The following is an 18,319-nucleotide window of genomic DNA, read 5'->3' as shown; positions in this document are numbered from 1 at the left end:
CGAATAATGATACGCTATGTCTCGCCCATGAAAAAGCATTTATTGGTGCCGGTCACCTACGGCGCGAAGAGGAGAGTGGCATTGGAACACGCACACGCACTGGCGGTAGAGGCGCTTGAAGAGAGCGAAGAAAAGCCCATTCCGGAGGGCTTTGCATTGATGCCGGAGTTTGGCCCCTTCCATCAGATGTTCGGTCCTACTTATTTTCGCAAGAGCGAGCGTGGACACGTCGTCGGTATGTACGTGCGCGAAGCGCATCGGAATCTCGGCCAGATGATGCACGGCGGCGCCGTTTGCATGCTGGCGGATACGGCCATTACGTGGGCGAGCAAGTATTCGCGTCAACCGGCCGTAAGGGTGTTGACGACGGGCCTGACGGTCAACTTCATGGGCAACGCTGAACCGGGCGACTGGGTGGAAGCCCATGTCGACGTTCTGCGTTCTGGGAAACGGGTGATTTTCTCGGACTGCCGGATCTGGGCCAATGCGAAGTGCATTGCCCAGGCATCCGGGCAGTTTCAGGTGATGGGGGAAGTCGGCGGCTAGTCTGCGGGCGAGGCAGGCGCGCGGCGAACGTTACTGCATTGCTCTCGCTCGAGCCTTATCGAGCGTTGCGCGATACTTCCAGGCGGTCAACAGGATCCGATGAATCCTCTCGGCCCTACGCTTGCGTTCAGCGCGCGTAGTCTGGATCGCAAGGTGCACTTCGGGGGCCCCAGTGACCAGCGTGAGAAGATCACGTGCCGCGTTCGCAGGATCGTCGATGTCGATCATTCCATTGGCCGCTGCCGCTTCCAGAACGGCCGTAAGCGGCTCCAGCATCGTCACCACGAACTGCAGAAACTGCCTTGCGACATCCGGAAAACGTATCGCCTCGCCAATGACCATGCGTGAAGTGTGAATGCTGTCCGGTATCGCCATGTGTTCGACGAGCGCATCGATCAGGGATGCCAGGCTGGTCGAAAAATCGCGGCCGGGCACCAGGTGCTGATCGATCTTGCCGCGCAGGTCGGACATGCCGCGCCAGACGATAGAGCGAAAAAGCTCTTCCTTCGTGCCGAACTGGCGGTAAACGGTAGTTTTGCTGACGCCGGCCAGTGACGCGATTTCATCGACCCTGGCGGCACCGAAACCTTCCCTCATGAAGACCGTTTTGGCGGCGTCGAGCAGGCGCTCGCGCAGCTGGACCGCGTCGTCGTGGGTGGGCCGGCCGGCCGTTCGAGGTTTGCCCGCCGCAGCGAGCCGCGAGGCTCCGTCGGGAGCCTGAACTGCCATAGGTTTGGACATCGTTGAGCTTTTGATGACGGAATTAGGGCATCAGTATACTCACGAGCGCCAGAGGGTGCCAATACTGGCCCCCTGGGCCCCGCAGTTGCTCGCGGCCGAAATCAAACGTTGATCATCCCACGCACATACGACTCCATCGTGCCCGCGCAAGAGAGCTTGTCTTCGCCTTCTTCGAGGTCGGCATAGCGGCCGACCCGCCTGACCAGTGGTCCCTGGAGGCCGTCGGTGTTCCCCGCCGGCGAGAAGTCCACCGTGACTTTGTCGCCGGTGATGAAGCCGCCCCAGTATCCCTCGGCAAGCAGGTCGAAAAACGCGAAACGGCCCTCGGCAATGCCGCGCCCATCCGACGGATTCAGTAGCTGCTCACCGGCTTTGTCGAGCACGAACGGAACGATCCAGGGGCAGATTGCGTAGCCCTGTGCCACCTCCGACCAGGGGCCGGTCCCGATCATTTCGGACATGCCATAGCTGTTCTGGACGTTCTCCGGGCGAATGCCATAGAAGCGTATGATCTGCTCCCGATAGTCGGTGGGTGCCGAGGTGCCCTTCAATCCGCCGCCGGTCGTGATCACCGTGTCGGGGTGGCAGATTCCATCGGCGATGCCGCGCTGGCGGGCGCGCTCAACGAGCGTCCAGTGTAGCGACCAGTTGCCCTGTACGAGAACGGGGACGTCGCGCTGTGTGACCAGCTTGTCGAGAAATCTGTCGATCATCGCGCCAGTATGGCGCTGGCGCGCCACCGCATGTTCCTGAAAAGCCGCGACTTCACTGGGTTTGGCGGAGCCGTCGGCGATTGCACGACGCATGCGGCCCATCGAGATCGTGGCGGAAGCAAGCACCGGTTCGTCGAACATCAGCGTGCTTTCGGCGCCAAGTCGTTTCGCAGCGCCGAGTACCGGTTCAATGTGACGGTGCGCGCCGGCAGGCGGCATCATCAGGAATACCGGGCGCTTGCCAAAATCTCGGCGGATCAGTTCGTTACCGTGAACGCCGAGTTTCACACACGACTCGGTGACGTTCTCGAGATCGGCTTGCGTCTGGTTGATGAAGCTGCATTTCCCTGATGTGCCGCTCGAGCTGAACACGTAGTGTCCCGCTTCGCGCAACCGGCCCATCCACGCGTCGACGTCTTCCACGCCCGTCATATCCACTTCGCTCACCGGGGTGCTGGAAAGCGTCTGCAGCCAGGCCGCCAGATGCTTCCAGCGGCCGTTGTCGATGAATTGCTCGGGGTAGCTCTTGTAAATCTGATGCGCGAACAGGAGAGGAACCATGTCCTCATGGCGGTTGATGGTTTCAACGCCCAGATCGTCCGCGCGGCGGCGCAGCAGCCTGATCTGGTTGCGGCGCCCGGCGAAACGCTCCTTCATGGCGGCGAGTTGAAGCTCGCGAAGGTTTTCAGGGTGATTGCGGAACGGATCGGCGTTATCGCGAAGCATTGCATAAAATGAGTCCAGTGCGGACATGTCGTCTCCCAGGCAACGAGCTTCTGCAGCGTTAGCGATCAAAGTCAGTGGAACTCGACACGTCGAGCCACGCTTCAAGATTGTCCTGTACGGACGCGAGCTTCTTTCGGACGACGTCGACGGCATCCGGGCCGAGCGGCAACCGCAACGGCGGGTCCTCCGCAGACACCGCGCGCACGACGGCGGCGGCGGCCTTGGCTGGATCTCCCGCCTGTGTGCCGTGGTAGCCACCCATCATCTGGCGCATCTTGCCCACCGTTTCAGCGTAGGAAGGCGATTCGATCTCGCTCCATTTCAGCGAGCCACCCGCGAAATTCGTGCGAAAACCGCCGGGTTCGACGATGGTCACGTGAATTCCAAACGGCTTCAGTTCTCGCGCGAGCGATTCGGACAGCCCTTCGATCGCGTGTTTCGACGCGCAATAGAAACTGCAACCCGCGATGCCGATCACGCCGGCCACCGAGGAAAAGTTCACGATATGCCCGCGCTTTCGCTCGCGAAAATGGGGCAGTGCGGCGCGGATCACGTTGACCGTGCCGAACACGTTGGTATCGAAGAGCTGACGCGCTTCCTTGTCGGAAACCTCTTCGAATGCGCCGAACAGACCGTAGCCGGCATTGTTCACGAGAACGTCGATGGCGCCCGCCCGGCCAATGGCCTGCTCGACGGCGCGGGGCACCGAAGCGGCGTCGGTGACGTCGAGCAACACGCCGTAGGCGCGCCCGGGCGCGAGATTCTCGAACGGCGCTATCTGCGTGTCGTTACGCACGGTGCCCACCACCTTGTCACCGCGTGCGAGGACCGCTTCCGCCAGGGACCGGCCGAAGCCGGACGAGACTCCCGTGATGAACCACACGGGCGGATTTGTCGTTTGCTCAGTCATTGTGGAGTAGGTCTACGTAATATTGAAAAGAATTGCCTCAATTGGCAATACGGGCTTCGGTCATATCCGCAATTTCTCCGCGGACATAGGCGTCGATCGTTCCGGCACACGAAAGCTTGTCGTCGCCGCCGGGCAGATCCTTGTAGCGCACCACGTCGCGTATGATGGGCGTTCGCACGCCGTCGATGCCATGGCCGAACTCCATGGTGACCTTGTCCCCGCTGATGACACCGCCCCAGCGGCCGTCGGCGAGCAGATCGATCATCGCAAGCCGTCCTTCGACGACACCTTTTCCGTCACGCGGATTCAGCAACTGCTCGCCGGCGGAATCGAGCACTAGAGGAACGAGCCACGGCGGTACCGTCCACGCCTTCGCTTCATGGAACCACGGGCAGAACCCCGATACTTCGCCCATGCCGTATCCATCGTTGAAATTGGTCGCGTTGAAATTGAAGAAGCGTTCGCACTGCTGCTGGAAATCTCCCGGCAAATTTGCACCCTTCTTGCCGCCGCCGATACTGATGATCGTGTCGGGGTGGAAGTCGCCGTCGGGAATGCCTCGTTCGCGCGCCGTGGCTACGATCTGGTAGAGCATGCCCATCATGCCCATGATGAACATCGGTTCGTGGCGCCGCTCGAGCAACTCGTCGATGAAGTGCCGGAAGTCGGCTTGCACACGCTCGGTGCGTTCACGATTTTCGTTCTGGAAGGCTTCGATTTCGCTGGGCAACGCGGTGCCGTCCGCAATCGCTCGACGCATGCGCGCCATGCGTGTGGTCTGGGCGGCGCTTTGTGGCACGTCCGACATGTAGTGAATGTCGCCAGGCAGCGCAATCGACTCGGCGAACTTCGCCATGCGCTCGGTGCCGGTGTAGGACCCGGAAGAGGGCGTCAAAAGGTACGCGGGATAACGGCGCGACCGATCGCGCATGGCGCTTGCCGCCCAGCGAATACCCTGGTCGAGCAGGCGCCAGCCGAGCTCACGGTCGGTTTCACTCTGGTAGATGAATGACTGCTTCCCCGAGGTGCCGCTCGAACTCATCACATAGTGGCCGTTGCGGCGCAACTCGTTGATCCAGTCGTCGAGATTGGCGACCTTACTGTAGTCGAGCCCATCGATCCTGTTCGTCGTAAGGGTCTGAAGCCATGCTGTGAGGTGACGCCATTTGCCGTTTTCGATGAACGAATCGGGATAGCTCTTGTAGACGGCGTCCGCGAATAACAGCGGAACAGCGTCGTCCAGCGTGCGAAGTTCCGTGACGCCGGCTTCGCTGGCCCGTTTGTCGAGAATGCGAATTTGTTGACGGCGCTGCGCGAAGCGCTCCCGTACGGCTTGCAGCTGCACGGTATGGAGGTTCTCGGGCGCGTTGCGAAAGGGGTCCTGCAGATCCGTGAATTGCAGGAGGGAGGAAAGGGCATGCATTATCGCGTCTCCTGCTGGTTCGGACCCGATTCCTCCGAGATCCATTTCATGAATCGGTGGATCGGAAACATGCCGTCATGGGGGTAGCCGCCAACGCCATCCGAAATCGATTCGCCCAAAGCGACCATGCGCTGCACGCCTGCGCACGCAAGGGCGTCGCGCACCTCGATTACCCGATGCGGCGGATAGATACCGACGGTCTGCGTCGCGACAGTCGCGTAGCGCGCTCCGTCGCGCAAGCTGCCCACGGGAATGACGTTGACCGTCTTGCAGATCGGATGGAAGTCAACCATTTCGTCCGAGCGCACGACGAGACCCTTGCCGTCGTAGCCACCGAACACGCGATAAAGCGGCTCCATTTCACGCAGCACGTCGACGGCTTCGCGAATGTCGCTCGGCACCAGCGGACCCTGGCCATCGCCATAACGGTAGTCCTCGCCGAGTGCGAGCGCGAGTTGCTCGCAGTAGCGGTCGGCGTCGTCTTCGTCGCCTTCGATGAACTGATAGCGGCTTGCGTTGCACGCATCCTGGTTGAACGACAGCACATCGGCGGCGCCCGCACGCGCGACCTCGCGCAGAACCTCGTTCGAGCTGAAGGCCTCGCGGCCGATCAGGGAGATCGACACCTTGGGATCAAAAGCAACCAGTTCCAGACCCGGCCCGGCGTAGCGCATGACGTGGCGTACCGCGCTCTCGCCGCCCCAAACGACGATCTTGTCGAAGTACTGCGGGCGATAAAGAATGGACTCGACGTTCTCGTCGCCTCCGCGCCAGTAGGCAGCGGAAAAGGACTGCGTGACGGGATGGTTCGGATCGATTTCGGCCATCGTGCGCAGAATCGCGGTGGCCGTAAACAGGTCGTTCGACGGCAGCTTGAGCAGATGCACACCTTTCGTCAGCGCGGCGCGCATGACGGTCATAGCCGCGACCATCGGTGAGTTGCCCGCCAGAATATGAACGAGCCTCGGCGGGAAGGCGCGCAGACGGCTAGGGCGGCCGCGCAGCGTGCGTTCTACCCAGCCGTCGACGAGCCTCGCGTCGCCAAGGCTCACACGCAACTCGTCTTCGATTACCTCGCGCAAAAACAGGTTAGGTATGTCCCGATAGCAGTTTTCGAGGATCCGGCGTCCCAGGGGACTAACCTTGATCATCGATTCGAGTGCGGCCTGCATGAGCGGATTGACGTCGAGATGCAGGCGGGGACCGAGCTCGACGAGAAAATCAATAATCTGCGCGACAGGCACATCGAACGCAGGACCCGACTCCGCACGCGGCCAGACGAGATCATCGAGTTCGATTTTGGGCGTGCAGAAACCCTGACCGAGATCTCGCGATACGTGCTTGATCGCGTTTCCGGTGATCATACGGCCGCGATAGACATGCGCAACCGGCAGCGGCGCAAAATCCGACGCTTGCGTCGATGTCTCGGCCGGTCGTGTGGTTGTTTCGGTGTGCTCCATGAACTGCTCCTTTTTCAATTGAGTCAAGCACTGAGCTTTTGCGGACTCGTCGCTCGATTCGGGCATGGACCTAGCCGTTCAGCTCAGGTTGACGATCATTCGCTCGAGAAGACGTTTGACGGTTGCGACTTCGTCCATCGTGAAGCCGTGAAGCTGGCGGTTGCTCGTTTCCACGATGTGCGGCAGGGTCTCGCGCAGCAATCCACGGCCGTCTGCCGTCAATGCGAGTTCGACGCTGCGTCTATCGGAAATGCTTCGGATTCGCTCGATCAATCCGCGCTTTTCGAGTGAATCGAGCTTCCGGGTCATTGCGCTGCTGTCCGCGAGAAGGATGCGGCAGAGAGCGGTGGGCGTGCGTGCGCGCTCGTCGTAGAGCGCTTTCAGGATGCCCCACTGGAGAGCGGAAAGTCCGCTGGCGGCAAGCTTCCGGTCGATTTCGTTGCCCAGCAGAAGGTGAACCAGATTCATCTTGAACGCCACGCTCTCTTCGGTTCGGTATTCCTCCGGGGCGAGCATTCTTGCTGGTGCGGCACCGGCGAAGTCATCGGCCAGTGTGGGTGAGTCAAGGAGATTCATCAGGTGCCTGCCAAAAAAGTATCTGCATCTGGAGGCAACTATATGCACGGCATTCAAAATATGCAACGCTCGACGAGGTGTGGTTTTCCCCATGTTGCGGTCGAACGACTCTGTGCGCGACGATGCGCACGCGGCTTGCCTATCTCAATCGCCAGGGGGAAATCTTGTCTGCATTAGCTGTGGTGAGTGACATGTCGTTGCCGGTCACGGTGGAAGGCGTGACCGCAGAGTGGCTCACGTCGGCACTCGCGTTTCGCTTCGCGGGCGTGGAAGTGACTTCGTGCAACCACCTGGCCGTGCTGCCTGGAACGTCGACGAAAGTGCGCGTGGCGCTCGAGTACAACGATGTGGGCAGGGAGATGGCGCTGCCTTCGCGCATGATCGTAAAAGGTGGCTTTCAGGATCACAGCGAGTTAATGCAGGACATGTACCGCAATGAAATGCGGTTCTATCGTGACGTTTTGCCATTCATAAATATGAACGCGCCGAACTGCTTTTATGCGGGCGCGGATCCCGATCGATGGCAATCTGTCGTCGTGATGGAAGACCTGGAGCAGCGCGAGGCTCGCTTTTGCAGGGCGCAGCGATCGCAACGCTACGAAGAGGTGGAGCGGCGGTTGAGTGCCATGGCGCGCTATCACGCGCAAACCTGGAACAGCGCCGAATTTGAAATGGGCGGCCGCTTTGATTGGGTGGGTGAGCGTTTTTCCGACTGGTCGCTGGAATATCAGAATCGCTATCTGGAACCGGATGTGTGGGCCCACTACGTCTCGCTTCCGCGAGGGGCCGCCGTGAGCCGGTACCTGCACGATCGTGAATGGATGGTGGCAGCGCTCGCAGACATTGCGAGCCAGCACAAAGGAAAGCCCGTGTGTCTCATTCATGGCGACACGCATCTGGGCAACCTGTTCGTCGAGCCAGACGGAACACCAGGCTTTTTCGATGCTCAGGTAAGCCGGGCGCCGTGGAGCCTGGAGGTTGCCTACCACATAGGCTGCGCGCTCGATATCGAAGACCGTCGCGCGTGGGAGCGGCCGCTGCTCGAGCACTACTTGTCGCAATTGGCAACTGGCGGAGTCGAGGCACCCTCGTTCGACGAAGCGTGGGAAGACTATCGACGCGATCTCGCATACGGCTATTTCATCTTCGCCATCAACGAGACTCGCTTCCAGACGGAGGCGGTGAACACAGCCTACGCGGCGCGCTTTGGCGCGGCATTGGTGGATCACGCAAGAGTAGGGTCGGGTGATCGCAAAGGCCAATAATGCAACTATGTGTTGCATTATTGGCCTCGTGAGACTAAGCTTGGTCGAAAATGCCGACGCCAGCGCGCGTACGGACAGCCGCACAGGGCACAGGAGCGCGCGAATACTTTGAGTGGCGAGCAACTACATCATTCGACTACAGCATGCCTTCTCCAAAAGTTTTTTATCAGCGTTTGAGCGGCAAGATCGCGATCGTCACTGGCGCGGGGTCGCTCGGGCAAGGTTACGGCACGGGAAAGGCTATTGCCTGTCTTTTTGCGGCTGAGGGCGCATCCGTATGCCTCGTCGATCAGCAATACGAAAGGGCTGCCGAGACACTCGCATTGATTACCGAATCCGGCGGTCAGGGGTTCGTCTGTACGGGTGACATCACGGACGCAGCCGTGTGCGCGCGAATCGTCGAAGAGACCGTTGAGCGATATGGTGGCCTGGACATACTCGTGAATAACGTCGGAATTTCAGGCGCACCGGGACGGTTGCAGGATATCGACGAGGCGTCGTGGGACCGCGTGATGGACGTGAACCTGAAGAGCACATTCCTGATGAGTCGCAGTGCCGTGCCAAAGATCGTGGCGCGCGGAGGCGGGGCAATCGTCAATATCAGTTCGGTTGCCGGCATACGCAGTCACGGGTCAGCCGCGTACGGTTCATCGAAGGCAGGCATGGTTGCGTTCACGCGCGAATTAGCGGTGATGTACGGCCGTGAACATGTGCGTGCCAACGCCATCGCGCCGGGGCACATCTTTACACCCATGGTGCAGAGCATGCTCAATGAGAAGGCGCGCGAGCGGCGCCGCAAGATCGCACCACTTCCGCTGGAAGGAGACGCGTGGGATGTTGCGTCTGCCGCGCTGTTTCTCGCCAGCGACGAGTCGCGGTTTATTACCGGCACATGCCTGCCGGTGGACGGCGGAGTGACGGAGATTGCGGCACTTGCTGCTTACGATCTCGTTGGACAGTAGTTGGGACACACTCGCTCGGCGCGTGCGCCGTTTATTGTGCTGCGCGCGCGAATTGAACATATCGCGCGAGTTTGCTCAGGCACCTGAGTGCACTTGATGAGGCACGCTGGGTCGATGTGGTTCAGGACGGCAACGGGGAGGCGCACTGTTCGAAGCGCGTGCATGCCGAAGCGCAATTCCTCGCGGGGTGCACCGCGTTGCATACACCGGCGATCCCTGAAGCAGACGACGCACAGGCCACCGCGTGGGCGCGCGAGCGGCCAGCCGAAGACGCGAGCGTCTATCTTATCGGGCAACGACTGCTTCGACTGTCGACGCACATCGACCGGGCGCTCAAAGAGGCAGCTGCAAGCCAGGGCGTTCTGGCTGCCGAGTTGTCGCTGCCGGACCAACCGGTGGTTTCAGGGCCACGTATATACAGTCGCCGACGCAGCTTCAGACGCCTCTGACAACGACACTTGGCGGCATCGCGAAGCGCGCAAACGTCGGAGCAGTTGGGCCTTGTGAAGCGAACGCCGGACCTGCGGACGGACGCCGAGTTCTCGTGCGAATAAAGCCGCGAGCGCGCAAATTCCTGGAGAACATTCTCCACACATCGGGTCCCCTTGAGATGTTTCAGTGGTCGCCGCTCTGAGCCGCATTCACCCTCGCCATCGTTCATATTGTTATACGACATTCATTTATATATACTCCTCGCTGTCACCTACGGGAGATGCTGGAAGCGATTCCCGTGTTGATGGCGCCCTCGACGGGCGAGAGTCCAACGAGCATGGCGACGTTACGAGGCCAGGGAGAGAGCGGGGATGGGGGAGGGGAATCAGCAAGTGCATGGCCCACGCGAGTCGATGGAATACGACGTGGTGATCGTCGGTGGCGGCCCAGCCGGGCTGTCTGCCGCGATCCGCCTGAAGCAGCTGGCCGCGGAGAAAGGCGCTGAGATCGGCGTCTGCGTGCTGGAGAAAGGCTCGGAAATCGGGGCGCATATCCTCTCGGGCGCGGTCATGGATCCGCGCGCGCTGAACGAGCTGATGCCAGACTGGAAAGAGCAAGGCGCACCGCTGAACGTGCCCGTGACCGAGGACAAGTTCCTTTTTCTTTCCGAAACGGGGGCTACGGCTGTGCCGAACTGGGCGCTGCCCGACAACTTCAAGAACCACGGCAACTACGTCATCAGCCTCGCCAACGTCACGCGCTGGCTGGGCCAGCAGGCCGAAGCCCTGGGCGTCGAAATCTTCCCCGGCTTTCCGGCTGCCGAGGTGCTCTACAACGACGACGGCTCGGTCAAGGGCGTCGCCACCGGCAACATGGGTGTGGGCAAGGACGGCGAGCCCACCGAAAACTTCCAGCTCGGCATGGAGCTGCACGCCAAGTACACGCTGTTCTGCGAAGGCTGCCGCGGGCACCTGGGCCGTCAACTGAACGAGAAGTTCAAGCTGGGCAAGGACTCGGACCCGCAGGTCTACGGCATCGGCATCAAGGAACTGTGGGAGATCGATCCCTCGAAGCACCAGCCCGGCCTCGTGATCCACACCGCCGGCTGGCCGCTCGAATCCGATACGTACGGCGGCTCGTTCCTGTACCACATCGACAACAACCAGGTGATGGTGGGCTTTGTCGTCGGTCTTGCGTACCAGAACCCGTATCTCTCGCCGTTCGAGGAGTTCCAGCGTTACAAGACGCACCCGGAAATCCGCAAGTACCTCGAAGGCGGCAAGCGCGTGTCGTATGGCGCACGCGCGATCACGGCGGGCGGCCTGATGTCGCTGCCCAAGCTCGTGTTCCCGGGCGGCGCGCTCGTGGGCGACGACGCGGGCTTCCTGAACGCCTCGCGCATCAAGGGCAGCCACGCGGCGATCAAGACCGGCATGCTGGCTGCGGATGCGGCGTTCGAAGCCGTGCAGGCGGGCCGCCAGAACGATGAACTCGCGGCGTATCCGGAAGCGTTCAAGCAGTCGTGGCTCCACACGGAGCTGTACAGGGCGCGCAACTTCAAGCAGTGGATGAGCAAGGGCCTGTACCTGGGCACGCTGATGGTGGGCATCGAGCAGAAGCTGCTGGGCGGCAACGTGCCGTGGACGCTGCATCACCAGCATCGCGACCACGAGATGCTCAAGCCCGCTTCGCAGTGCAAGCCGATCGAGTATCCGAAGCCCGATGGCAAGCTCACGTTCGACCGGCTCTCCTCGGTGTTCATCTCGAACACGAACCACGAAGAGAACCAGCCCGCGCACCTCACGCTCAAGGACATGACGGTGCCGGTCGGCATCAACCTCGCGACGTATGCAGGCCCAGAGGCGCGCTTCTGTCCCGCAGGCGTGTACGAGTTCGTAAAAGACGATCAGGAAGAAGATCGTCTGCAGATCAACGCGCAGAACTGCGTGCACTGCAAGACCTGCGATATCAAGGACCCGACGCAGAACATCGTGTGGGTCACGCCCGAAGGCGGCGGCGGCCCGAACTATCCGAACATGTAAGCAGTACGTGGTTAAGTCTCAGAGGCAAGATCCAGCATGAAACTGATTCGGTCTGTCGAGGAACTGCGAGCTCAATTGCGCGGGCAAAACCGCACGGCATTCGTGCCGACAATGGGCAATCTGCACGAAGGACATCTGTCGCTGATTCGTCTCGCACGACAGCATGGAGATCCCGTCATTACCAGCATTTTCGTGAATCCGCTGCAGTTTGGACCGGGTGAGGATTTCGAGCGTTATCCGAGAACGCTTGAGGCGGACCTGGAGAAGCTTCAGAAGGAGAGTGTCTACGTCGTCTTCGCCCCTACGGAACGGGACCTCTATCCGCAGCCGCAAGAATATCGCGTGCAGCCTCCAGGTGGGCTTGGCGACATGCTAGAGGGGGAGTTCCGGCCGGGCTTCTTTCAAGGCGTTTGCACGGTCGTAATGAAGTTGCTGTTATGCGCGCAGCCGCGCGTGACAGTGTTTGGAAAAAAGGACTATCAACAATTGATGATAGTTCGGGAAATGTGCAAACAGTTCGCAATGCCCACGGAGGTCGTGGCCGGCGACACCATCCGCGACATCGACGGACTTGCGCTGTCCTCTCGCAATCGCTTCCTGACGCCGGAGCAACGCGTGGAGGCCCCCACGCTATATCGGCTCCTCAACGGCGCGCGCGAGGACATTTTGAGCGGTCGACAGGATATCCAGCGAATCGAACGGCGCGTGTTCTCAACGCTGGTCGATCGCGGCTGGAAACCCGACTACATCTCGGTTCGAAAGCAGGCGGACTTGCGCTCTCCAATGGAGCAGGATGTCGTCGATCGAAAGCTGGTCGTGCTGGCGGCAGCGCGCCTCGGCAGTACACGCCTTATTGACAATCTTGAGATTTGAACCCTTGATGCTATGCCTTGCCACGGTGACTGGAGGGTAGGGCGAGAGCGCAACTCAAAGGCGCACACTGCGCCTGCCTGACATTGGCGTTTCGTTATGACTGAACCAGCAATTCACGACGGCGGCTCTCGTAGGCGATCGGTGCTTGTGACCGGAGCGGGCCGGCGAATCGGTCGCGCGCTCGCCCTTGGCTTTGCCGCGCGAGGATGGGACGTTGCCTTGCACTATCACGAGTCGAAACGCGAAGCGCAAGAGGTTGTCGATCAGATCGCGGTGCGAGGCGGAAGGGCAATTTCCCTTTGCGCGGATCTTTCGAAAGAGGAACAGGTGAGGCAGCTTGTACCCGCGTGTGTGCAAGCATTCGGACGTCTCGATTGCGTCCTGAATTGCGCGTCGCGGTTCGAGGAAGATACGGCACAGACTTTTACCTACGATCTCCTGCTGGCGCTCATGAAGATCAACGTCGCTGCGCCGCTGGCTTTGGCACGCGGCCTCTACGACGCGATACCGGACTGTGCAGTTGCCGACGAGGCGCAGCGAGGCGTTGTTGTCAACGTTCTGGACCAGAAGCTTTACAACATGAATCCAGACTACATCTCCTATACCTTAACGAAAGCAGCGTTGGCGAATGCAACGATAGCGCTTGCGCAGGCGCTAGCGCCAAAGGTCAGAGTGCTCGGCCTGGCTCCCGGACTTACGCTTGTCTCCGGCGATCAAACGCAAGAGCAGTTTGAGGCGGCTCACCGAATGACCCCGCTTCGGCGCGGGTCGCGGCTTGAAGACATCGTCGATGCAGCCGTCTATCTTGCCGAGGCACGTGGAGTGACCGGGACGACCTTGGTCGTCGACGGAGGTCAACATCTTGTATCCAGCCAGCGCGACGTGATGTTCGCGAATATTGGGTAGGCGCGCGGGACAAGACCTCACATCTCGCGGCGAACAGGGCGGATCAGGTGCAGCGCGACAAGAGAACGCGTGGAAGGCCGAGGGGACATGATGAAGCGAAAAGTACAGGGACTCGTAACGCGCGAAAAGATCCTCGACAGCGCGGAGATTTTATTTTTTGAACGTGGCGTCAGTGCTACGTCTCTTGAAGACATCGCTCACGCGGCTGGTATGACCAGAGGCGCAATCTATGGTCACTTCTCAAACAAATGGGCCCTCGTGACGGCTTTGTTCGAGCGATCAGCTTTGCCTCTGGACCCGTTCACAATTCCGCCCGAGAAGTCTAATGGGGCAACGCTTGGCGCCTTGCGTTCAAAACTTGAGAGGAGATTGGCCGACGTCCTTCACTCCGGCACACAACGGCGCCTGTACTCCATCGCATTCTCCACAGCAAAATCTGAAGGAGATACCGTTGTTTCCACATCGACGCTGGGGGAAGCTGCGCGAATCGCGCAGTCATCTATCGAGTCTGCGCTAAGGCTCGCAGCGGCAAATCGTGTGGCGACTGATCATGTCGACTACGCTGTGGAAGCGATATACATTCACTCACTATTGACGGGTTGCTTTCACCTGAGTTTGCTTATGTCATCGCATCAGGGCGCGGAGCAAGCCCTTGCGTCGGCTGTTGTGGGAAGGGCGCTTTCGCCCCTGCTCTGACAATCCTGGCGGGCCGTTCTCTCACTACTTCTTCGAGCAGCAGAGCCGTTTGCCGGTCAACGATCGATGTGATCCAGCCGAGCCGATGTGTATCGATGGATTCCCACCCTAGAGAAAGCATCATCGATCGCCGTGTGAGGTGAATTGCTATGAGTTGGCCGGTAATGGTTAGGGCGCGCAATAAAGCCTCCTCGTCGCCGGCATCTCTGCCCATCAGGCGGGCAACTATTTCGCTGCACACAGGTATCAGGCGCGTCTGAAGACGATCCCGCAATTGAGCCTCGGGAAACTGGGGTCCCAGGCCCGCCTGTTCCCGCGCCATGAAGAGCCTCCAGCTATCGGGCTCAGCCGAGGTGAACAGGTATTGAGCAAGATGTTTCTGGATTTCACGGAACGCGCGGATTAATTGATCGTCGTCCCCGTCTTTATCAAGTACGGCCCGTGCCGCGTCGACGGGGCTGGCGAGATGATCAGAAATCGTGGTGGCGATGTGATCGACACACGCCAGATACACGCCTTCCTTGTTCGAAAAGTAGTAGCGCAATGCGGGTGGATTGACACCTGCTAGCTCCGCTATGTCTCGCGTCGAGGCTCCTTCAAATCCGCGCAAACCGAAAAGCGTGAGTGCTGCAGCAATGATTCGAGATCGCGTTTCATTGCCGCATACATAGCCAGTCGCTGTTCCGGAACGCCCTCGACTCTTGGTCATTGCCACAAGTTATCAGTCTTGTAAAAGGAGCGGGAAGTGAATCGGCTTGCTCCGTTGGCAATTGGCCGTGGGCAACAACCTCCGACAAGTCGATCTGAATGAATTCCAATGACGGTACGCATATTCCAACCGCAATGATGTAACCGGTTAAGCAACCCGGCCATTCTGCACCTGGTTTGAGCGGATTTGCGATATTGTAATATTAGAACGACATACGCATAATCGCACTTAGGGCAAATCTCGACCCCGTTGGCTTTTCCCAAATTCGCCGTCCCAACCCGGTCGCTCACCCACAATATCTGAAGGATCGCTTTGCGGCAGATTTGTGAGCGGAGCGTCACGGGCGCAGCGGTTCAGCCAAGCATGGCTAAAGCCGTCGTCAGAACGGCGCGTTTGAATGCCTTGGGACGCCGCGGTAAGGAAGAGAACGGACTCAGTACATGGCTATAGGCGACAGTCTTGCTGATGCCATTGGCGAGCATCGTAAACAGGATGTCGGGATCTTGCCGCGAAATCTCACCTGCGTCGATCGCATCGATGAGCAACGGCACGAACACGTCATGAAACGGCCGCACCACCCGTTCGATCAGCAGGTTAAGGCGCTCTCCAGTTTCAGTTGCGGCAGTCGAAAAAAACATGCCAACGTCTGGCGTCAGAAACACCTGATCGATCAGGATCGACACGGCACCCTCGACGCGCGCTCGCGGTCCTGGACCTGTTATCTCCCGCAATGCGGCGGTCTTCGCGACCATGGGAGCCACTTCGTCGGCAATCTGGTCCACCACGGCAATCCAAAGCGCTTCCTTCGAGCCGTAGTGATGCGCGACCAGCGCGGGGTCGACACCCGATGCCCTGGCGATTTCCCGCACGCTAGTCGCCTCATAGCCGCTCCTCGCGAATGCCCCTCGGGCGCTGCGAAGCAATGCGTCGGCGCCGCCCGCGTCGCTGCACGCTGGACGGCCGCGCGACCGACGGGGCGTGGAAGTCGTCGTGGCGGACGGGGTTTGATCGTGAGCGTGTTTCATCGGCGACGACAGGTCGTGTTCAAGGAAAGCTCAGAATTTTAGCGGGTGCCGCACCGCGAATAGCAGCGGCACCGGTTTGACATGAACCCTTCGAAATCTTAGTATCGCATTTATTCATCACTCGTAGAATATTTAATCATGCGCCAGACCACCCGGATCGTCATCGTCGGTGGCGGTATCGCTGGACTTCTGCTTGCGACCAGGCTGGGCAACACGCTTGGGCGCAGCGGCCGCGCTCAGGTCACGTTGATCGACAAAAGCGCAACCCACATCTGGAAGCCCATGCTGCACACGATCGCGGCCGGCACGCGCGATGTCCAGCAACAGCAGGTCATCTATCTCGCCCACGCTCGCGACCACGGCTTCAACTATCAGCCAGGCGAGATGGAAGGCCTGGACCGCAATGCGCGCATCATAAAGCTGGCTGCGCTGCGTTCGAAGTCGGGTGAAATTGTGATCGGTCCGCGCACCGTCGAATACGACGTACTGATTCTTGCGCTGGGCAGTCGCGCCAACGACTTCGGCACCCCAGGCGTCCTCGATCATTGTCATTTCATTGACAGCCAGGCTCAGGCTGAAATCTTCAACGAAGCATTGCGAATCCGCATATTCCAGAGTGTTGTGACGAATAGCGCGTTGCGCGTGTCGATCGTCGGCGCTGGAGCGACTGGCGTCGAACTGGCAGCAGAATTGAGCCGCTTGCTCGAAGTGGCGTCGAGTTACGGCGACCCCGGCATCCGCTCACGTCTGAACCTCACCCTTTATGAAAGCGCACCGCGGGTACTGGCGGCGTTTCCGCCGGCGGTGTCGGAGTCCAGTGAGGCACAGTTACGGCATATTGGTTTCAAGGTGCGAACGGGCACGCGAGTGATCGCCGCCGAACCCGATGGACTCCGGTTGGGCGATGGCAGCCACCAACCGGCGGATTTGATGGTGTGGGCGGCGGGCGTGAAGGCCCCTGATTTTCCAGGCAAACTGGATGGGATCGAGATCAATCGTTCCAATCAGATCGCCGTCAGGCCAACCCTGCAGGCGCAGGACGACGACACACTATTCGCGCTCGGCGATTGCTCCACGTTGACGCTCGCCGGCAATGAACGTCCTCTCGTACCCACGGCGCAAGTCGCCACGCAGCAGGCACAACATCTCGCCAGGCACTTGCCGGGCTGGCTCGGCGGCGGCTCGTTGCCCGACTTTGCATTTCACGACTTCGGCGCGCTGGTATCGCTGAGCGACTACAACGCCTTTGGGACGCTCGGGCAGTTCGGGTTCTTCCGAGGCGGATTCATTAAGGGCCGATTCGCGCAGCTCAGTCATGCCATGCTCTACCGGCAACATCAGCAGGCTTTGCACGGTTTTGGCAAGGCCATGATGCTGTGGACCGCCGAGCAGATCAACGGCCTCGTGCAGCCGAAGATACGGCTGACCTGAACGCCACGCCACTCTCGACTGGATAAATGTGTGATGGCCGATTGCACGGCAGCGCACTGTCGCGAAACAGGGGGGCAGCGATGACGCCAGTGACCAGTCCGGGCATCACAAGATCGCTCAGGCATCGCTGCAAATCCAGCAGTGAATCAGCAGCATGCTGTTGCTGAACCAGCAACACGCATGCGGTTTTCCCGACCTGCGCACACCTGATCCCCGGCCAACGATTGGCATGGCTTCTGCTTTATCGGTAAGGAACGAGGCCCGAACATGGGCCGCCCATCAAGCCGGTACCTGGAGCCCCTATGACCGCATTGAATCTCGCCAGCACGGTGGCACTTGCTCCCGTTCTTTCTCCCGGTACGGATTACGAGCGTCTCGCTTCACGTTTTCGGCCCGTTTTCGCCCGCATCGCAGAGGGCGTGCTCGAGCGTGAGCGCGATCGCAGTCTGCCTTATGAGCAGATCGAATGGCTCAAGGCCGCCGGATTCGGCGCCGTTCGCGTGCCGGTCGAGCACGGCGGTGCGGGGGCTTCGCTGCCGCAACTGATTCAGCTGCTGATCGAACTGGCCGAGGCGGATTCGAATCTGCCGCAGGCACTGCGCGGCCACTTCGCGTTCGTCGAGGACCGGCTCAACGCGGAGCCAGGCCCGGCGCGCGACGTCTGGTTCAGGCGATTTGTCGACGGCGAACTGGTGGGAAACGCCTGGACCGAAGTCGGCAGCGTGGCGATCGGCGACGTGATCACGCGCGTGTCACGTGATGGCGCACGCTGGGTGGTGAACGGAGAGAAGTACTACAGCACGGGCAGCATCTTCGCTGACTGGATCGACGTGTTTGCGCGCCGCGACGACACGGGCGAAGACGTGATCGCGGCCGTGCGCGC

18 protein-coding genes are annotated in these 18,319 nt (G+C 60.2%); 10 read left to right on the top strand and 8 right to left on the bottom strand.

All coding sequences use genetic code 11. The annotated features are described in order from the left end of the window. Positions 1 to 27: 27 nt before the first annotated feature. Complete coding sequence (locus BFD71_RS34860; protein WP_256095045.1) at positions 28 to 546, top strand: PaaI family thioesterase; 519 nt, start codon at positions 28 to 30, stop codon at positions 544 to 546. Positions 547 to 576: 30 nt separating this feature from the next. On the opposite strand, the gene BFD71_RS34855 is transcribed toward BFD71_RS34860, so the two are convergent. The 6 genes from BFD71_RS34855 to BFD71_RS34830 form a co-directional block, all read right to left on the bottom strand. Continuing rightward, positions 577 to 1,275 carry a TetR/AcrR family transcriptional regulator gene (locus BFD71_RS34855; RefSeq protein ID WP_256095044.1) on the bottom strand — a complete coding sequence of 233 codons (699 nt, stop codon included), beginning with the start codon at positions 1,273 to 1,275 and terminating at the stop codon, positions 577 to 579. Positions 1,276 to 1,388: 113 nt separating this feature from the next. Beyond that, on the bottom strand, positions 1,389 to 2,795 hold the full coding sequence (locus BFD71_RS34850; RefSeq protein ID WP_256095043.1) for a hypothetical protein: 1,407 nt from the start codon (positions 2,793 to 2,795) through the stop codon (positions 1,389 to 1,391). Beyond that, positions 2,785 to 3,636: an oxidoreductase gene (locus tag BFD71_RS34845; protein ID WP_069268769.1), complete on the bottom strand. Its 852-nt coding sequence runs from the start codon at positions 3,634 to 3,636 to the stop codon at positions 2,785 to 2,787. The genes BFD71_RS34850 and BFD71_RS34845 overlap by 11 nt, the downstream gene beginning before the upstream one ends. 37 nt (positions 3,637 to 3,673) lie before the next feature. After that, positions 3,674 to 5,059 carry a hypothetical protein gene (locus BFD71_RS34840; RefSeq protein ID WP_069268768.1) on the bottom strand — a complete coding sequence of 462 codons (1,386 nt, stop codon included), beginning with the start codon at positions 5,057 to 5,059 and terminating at the stop codon, positions 3,674 to 3,676. Next, positions 5,059 to 6,519 (bottom strand): acyl-CoA reductase, encoded by a 1,461-nt coding sequence (locus BFD71_RS34835; RefSeq protein WP_069268767.1) that lies wholly within the window; start codon positions 6,517 to 6,519, stop codon positions 5,059 to 5,061. The genes BFD71_RS34840 and BFD71_RS34835 overlap by 1 nt, the downstream gene beginning before the upstream one ends. A gap of 78 nt (positions 6,520 to 6,597) precedes the next feature. Continuing rightward, entirely contained in the window at positions 6,598 to 7,095 is a 498-nt protein-coding gene (locus BFD71_RS34830; protein ID WP_069268766.1) for a MarR family winged helix-turn-helix transcriptional regulator, read from the bottom strand. Positions 7,096 to 7,217: 122 nt separating this feature from the next. On the opposite strand from BFD71_RS34830, the gene BFD71_RS34825 reads away from it, so the two are divergent. The 7 genes from BFD71_RS34825 to BFD71_RS39730 all read left to right on the top strand — a co-directional run bounded on the left by BFD71_RS34825 (position 7,218) and on the right by BFD71_RS39730 (position 14,271). Beyond that, positions 7,218 to 8,360, top strand: coding sequence for a phosphotransferase (locus BFD71_RS34825; protein WP_256095042.1), 1,143 nt, complete (start codon positions 7,218 to 7,220; stop codon positions 8,358 to 8,360). 143 nt (positions 8,361 to 8,503) lie between these two features. After that, on the top strand, positions 8,504 to 9,322 hold the full coding sequence (locus tag BFD71_RS34820) for an SDR family NAD(P)-dependent oxidoreductase (protein WP_069268764.1): 819 nt from the start codon (positions 8,504 to 8,506) through the stop codon (positions 9,320 to 9,322). Positions 9,323 to 9,393: 71 nt separating this feature from the next. Next, positions 9,394 to 9,771: a hypothetical protein gene (locus BFD71_RS34815; protein ID WP_069268763.1), complete on the top strand. Its 378-nt coding sequence runs from the start codon at positions 9,394 to 9,396 to the stop codon at positions 9,769 to 9,771. Positions 9,772 to 10,125: 354 nt separating this feature from the next. Then, a complete protein-coding gene (locus BFD71_RS34810; protein ID WP_069268762.1) occupies positions 10,126 to 11,796 on the top strand; it encodes an electron transfer flavoprotein-ubiquinone oxidoreductase in 1,671 nt (556 codons plus the stop codon). A 36-nt stretch (positions 11,797 to 11,832) separates the two neighbouring features. Next, the gene (panC, locus tag BFD71_RS34805; protein WP_069268761.1) at positions 11,833 to 12,669 is read left to right on the top strand and encodes a pantoate--beta-alanine ligase; all 837 of its coding nucleotides are present in this window, start codon (positions 11,833 to 11,835) and stop codon (positions 12,667 to 12,669) included. 96 nt (positions 12,670 to 12,765) lie between these two features. Then, a complete protein-coding gene (locus BFD71_RS34800; RefSeq protein WP_069268760.1) occupies positions 12,766 to 13,575 on the top strand; it encodes an SDR family oxidoreductase in 810 nt (269 codons plus the stop codon). Positions 13,576 to 13,662: 87 nt separating this feature from the next. Further along, positions 13,663 to 14,271 carry a TetR family transcriptional regulator gene (locus BFD71_RS39730; RefSeq protein WP_083245638.1) on the top strand — a complete coding sequence of 203 codons (609 nt, stop codon included), beginning with the start codon at positions 13,663 to 13,665 and terminating at the stop codon, positions 14,269 to 14,271. Here BFD71_RS39730 and BFD71_RS34795 read toward each other — a convergent pair. Both BFD71_RS34795 and BFD71_RS34790 read right to left on the bottom strand, forming a co-directional pair. Beyond that, positions 14,195 to 14,980: a CerR family C-terminal domain-containing protein gene (locus BFD71_RS34795; RefSeq protein ID WP_069268759.1), complete on the bottom strand. Its 786-nt coding sequence runs from the start codon at positions 14,978 to 14,980 to the stop codon at positions 14,195 to 14,197. The two genes, BFD71_RS39730 and BFD71_RS34795, sit on opposite strands and share 77 nt — an antisense overlap. A 353-nt stretch (positions 14,981 to 15,333) precedes the next feature. Continuing rightward, complete coding sequence (locus BFD71_RS34790; protein ID WP_069268758.1) at positions 15,334 to 16,005, bottom strand: TetR/AcrR family transcriptional regulator; 672 nt, start codon at positions 16,003 to 16,005, stop codon at positions 15,334 to 15,336. A gap of 138 nt (positions 16,006 to 16,143) precedes the next feature. On the opposite strand from BFD71_RS34790, the gene BFD71_RS34785 reads away from it, so the two are divergent. Continuing rightward, complete coding sequence (locus BFD71_RS34785) at positions 16,144 to 17,436, top strand: NAD(P)/FAD-dependent oxidoreductase (RefSeq protein ID WP_069268757.1); 1,293 nt, start codon at positions 16,144 to 16,146, stop codon at positions 17,434 to 17,436. Positions 17,437 to 17,738: 302 nt separating this feature from the next. Then, the coding region (locus BFD71_RS34780) for an acyl-CoA dehydrogenase family protein (protein WP_256095041.1) at positions 17,739 to 18,319 on the top strand (581 nt) is incomplete at its 3' end.

This window comes from Paraburkholderia nodosa, from assembly GCF_001718195.1.
In the GTDB taxonomy this organism is placed as follows: domain Bacteria; phylum Pseudomonadota; class Gammaproteobacteria; order Burkholderiales; family Burkholderiaceae; genus Paraburkholderia; species Paraburkholderia nodosa_A.
The sequence above is the reverse complement of the archived record's forward strand: the minus strand, read 5'-3'. Positions and strand labels throughout refer to the sequence as shown.

Excerpts from the sequence above, each read along its gene's own strand:
- BFD71_RS34860 (WP_256095045.1), top strand. The coding sequence starts at position 28 with ATGAAAAAGCATTTATTGGTGCCGGTCACCTACGGCGCGAAGAGGAGA.
- BFD71_RS34855 (WP_256095044.1), bottom strand. The coding sequence starts at position 1,275 with ATGGCAGTTCAGGCTCCCGACGGAGCCTCGCGGCTCGCTGCGGCGGGC.
- BFD71_RS34845 (WP_069268769.1), bottom strand. The coding sequence starts at position 3,636 with ATGACTGAGCAAACGACAAATCCGCCCGTGTGGTTCATCACGGGAGTC.
- BFD71_RS34840 (WP_069268768.1), bottom strand. The coding sequence starts at position 5,059 with ATGCATGCCCTTTCCTCCCTCCTGCAATTCACGGATCTGCAGGACCCC.
- BFD71_RS34835 (WP_069268767.1), bottom strand. The coding sequence starts at position 6,519 with ATGGAGCACACCGAAACAACCACACGACCGGCCGAGACATCGACGCAA.
- BFD71_RS34830 (WP_069268766.1), bottom strand. The coding sequence starts at position 7,095 with ATGAATCTCCTTGACTCACCCACACTGGCCGATGACTTCGCCGGTGCC.
- BFD71_RS34825 (WP_256095042.1), top strand. The coding sequence starts at position 7,218 with ATGCGCACGCGGCTTGCCTATCTCAATCGCCAGGGGGAAATCTTGTCT.
- BFD71_RS34820 (WP_069268764.1), top strand. The coding sequence starts at position 8,504 with ATGCCTTCTCCAAAAGTTTTTTATCAGCGTTTGAGCGGCAAGATCGCG.
- BFD71_RS34810 (WP_069268762.1), top strand. The coding sequence starts at position 10,126 with ATGGGGGAGGGGAATCAGCAAGTGCATGGCCCACGCGAGTCGATGGAA.
- panC (WP_069268761.1), top strand. The coding sequence starts at position 11,833 with ATGAAACTGATTCGGTCTGTCGAGGAACTGCGAGCTCAATTGCGCGGG.
- BFD71_RS34800 (WP_069268760.1), top strand. The coding sequence starts at position 12,766 with ATGACTGAACCAGCAATTCACGACGGCGGCTCTCGTAGGCGATCGGTG.
- BFD71_RS39730 (WP_083245638.1), top strand. The coding sequence starts at position 13,663 with ATGATGAAGCGAAAAGTACAGGGACTCGTAACGCGCGAAAAGATCCTC.
- BFD71_RS34795 (WP_069268759.1), bottom strand. The coding sequence starts at position 14,980 with ATGACCAAGAGTCGAGGGCGTTCCGGAACAGCGACTGGCTATGTATGC.
- BFD71_RS34790 (WP_069268758.1), bottom strand. The coding sequence starts at position 16,005 with ATGAAACACGCTCACGATCAAACCCCGTCCGCCACGACGACTTCCACG.
- BFD71_RS34785 (WP_069268757.1), top strand. The coding sequence starts at position 16,144 with ATGCGCCAGACCACCCGGATCGTCATCGTCGGTGGCGGTATCGCTGGA.